Source organism: Vibrio sinensis, assembly GCF_003605645.1.
Taxonomy (GTDB): domain Bacteria; phylum Pseudomonadota; class Gammaproteobacteria; order Enterobacterales; family Vibrionaceae; genus Vibrio; species Vibrio sinensis.
On the sequence record NZ_QVMU01000059.1, the window covers coordinates 1 to 2,917 of the forward strand.

Annotated in this window: 1 rRNA gene; it reads right to left on the reverse strand. The window is 50.3% G+C overall.

Features of this window, described 5'->3' with window-relative positions:
* Nucleotides 1–2,783, reverse strand: a 23S ribosomal RNA gene (locus DZ860_RS23555); the annotation flags it as partial.
* Nucleotides 2,784–2,917: the final 134 nt, after the last annotated feature.

A 2,917-nucleotide genomic window follows, 5' to 3' on the forward strand; every position in this document is an offset into this window, starting at 1 on the left:
GTCAGGGAAAACTCATCTCAAGGCTCGCTTCCCGCTTAGATGCTTTCAGCGGTTATCGATTCCGAACTTAGCTACCGGGCAATGCCATTGGCATGACAACCCGAACACCAGAGGTTCGTCCACTCCGGTCCTCTCGTACTAGGAGCAGCCCCTTTCAATTTTCCAACGCCCACGGCAGATAGGGACCGAACTGTCTCACGACGTTCTAAACCCAGCTCGCGTACCACTTTAAATGGCGAACAGCCATACCCTTGGGACCGACTTCAGCCCCAGGATGTGATGAGCCGACATCGAGGTGCCAAACACCGCCGTCGATATGAACTCTTGGGCGGTATCAGCCTGTTATCCCCGGAGTACCTTTTATCCGTTGAGCGATGGCCCTTCCATACAGAACCACCGGATCACTATGACCTACTTTCGTACCTGCTCGAATTGTCATTCTCGCAGTTAAGCGGGCTTATGCCATTGCACTAACCACACGATGTCCAACCGTGTTTAGCCCACCTTCGTGCTCCTCCGTTACTCTTTGGGAGGAGACCGCCCCAGTCAAACTACCCACCAGGCACTGTCCGTAAYCCCGATAAGGGRCCAACGTTAGAACATCAAGCATACAAGGGTGGTATTTCAAGATTGCCTCCACACATACTGGCGTACGTGCTTCAAAGGCTCCCACCTATCCTACACATGTAGGGTCAATGTTCAGTGCCAAGCTGTAGTAAAGGTTCACGGGGTCTTTCCGTCTAGCCGCGGGTACACTGCATCTTCACAGCGATTTCAATTTCACTGAGTCTCGGGTGGAGACAGCGTGGCCATCATTACGCCATTCGTGCAGGTCGGAACTTACCCGACAAGGAATTTCGCTACCTTAGGACCGTTATAGTTACGGCCGCCGTTTACCGGGGCTTCGATCAAGAGCTTCGACCGAAGTCTAACCCCATCAATTAACCTTCCGGCACCGGGCAGGCGTCACACCGTATACGTCATCTTACGATTTTGCACAGTGCTGTGTTTTTAATAAACAGTTGCAGCCACCTGGTATCTGCGACTCCCAATAGCTCCATCCGCRAGGGACTTCACCGTCGAGAGCGTACCTTCTCCCGAAGTTACGGTACCATTTTGCCTAGTTCCTTCACCCGAGTTCTCTCAAGCGCCTTGGTATTCTCTACCCGACCACCTGTGTCGGTTTGGGGTACGATTCCTTATAATCTGAAGCTTAGAGGCTTTTCCTGGAAGCATGGCATCAATGACTTCACTACCGTAGTAGCTCGACATCGTATCTCAGCGTTAAYAAGAGTCCGGATTTACCTAAACTCTCCGCCTACGTACTTGAACCTGGACAACCGTCGCCAGGCCCACCTAGCCTTCTCCGTCCCCCCATCGCAATTATAAGAAGTACGGGAATATTAACCCGTTTCCCATCGACTACGCCTTTCGGCCTCGCCTTAGGGGTCGACTTACCCTGCCCCGATTAACGTTGGACAGGAACCCTTGGTCTTCCGGCGAGGGGGTTTTTCACCCCCTTTATCGTTACTCATGTCAGCATTCGCACTTCTGATACGTCCAGCATGCTTTACAACACACCTTCAACCGCTTACAGAACGCTCCCCTACCCAACATARTAAAYTATGTTGCCGCAGCTTCGGTTTATTACTTAGCCCCGTTACATCTTCCGCGCAGGCCGACTCGACTAGTGAGCTATTACGCTTTCTTTAAATGATGGCTGCTTCTAAGCCAACATCCTAGCTGTCTAAGCCTTCCCACATCGTTTCCCACTTAGTAATAATTTGGGACCTTAGCTGGCGGTCTGGGTTGTTTCCCTCTCCACGACGGACGTTAGCACCCGCCGTGTGTCTCCCGGATATTACTTACTGGTATTCGGAGTTTGCAAAGGGTTGGTAAGTCGGGATGACCCCCTAGCCTTAACAGTGCTCTACCCCCAGTAGTATTCGTCCGAGGCGCTACCTAAATAGCTTTCGGGGAGAACCAGCTATCTCCAGGTTTGATTGGCCTTTCACCCCTAGCCACAAGTCATCCGCTAATTTTTCAACATTAGTCGGTTCGGTCCTCCAATTGATGTTACTCAATCTTCAACCTGCCCATGGCTAGATCACCTGGTTTCGGGTCTAATTCTAGCAACTGTACGCCCAGTTAAGACTCGGTTTCCCTACGGCTCCCCTAAACGGTTAACCTTGCTACTAAAATTAAGTCGCTGACCCATTATACAAAAGGTACGCAGTCACRGGACGYAATGCCYGCTCCTACTGCTTGTACGTACACGGTTTCAGGTTCTATTTCACTCCCCTCACAGGGGTTCTTTTCGCCTTTCCCTCACGGTACTGGTTCACTATCGGTCAGTCAGTAGTATTTAGCCTTGGAGGATGGTCCCCCCATATTCAGACAGGATAACACGTGTCCCGCCCTACTCGTTTTCACCTAATATGCGTTGCCGGTTACGGGGCTATCACCCTGTRTCGCACAACTTTCCAGAAGTTTCACCTGACGCATAAAACGCTTAAGGGCTAATCCAATTTCGCTCGCCGCTACTTTCGGAATCTCGGTTGATTTCTCTTCCTCGGGGTACTTAGATGTTTCAGTTCCCCCGGTTCGCCTCACACACCTATGTATTCAGTGTGTGATACCTGCTTATGCAGGTGGGTTTCCCCATTCAGAAATCCCAGACTCAAATGGTTATTACTACCTAATCTGGGCTTATCGCAAGTTATTACGTCTTTCATCGCCTCTGACTGCCAAGGCATCCACCGTGTACGCTTAGTCACTTAACCATACAACCCGAAGGAGTTTCGTTAAACAACCAAGTTGTCTCTCTATTTTATGAGTGAGAGACGTTCGATTTTGCCGGACTCAATTTCGAATAATCATCTCTAGGAGATGATATTGCCAAGAACACTTGAATGTG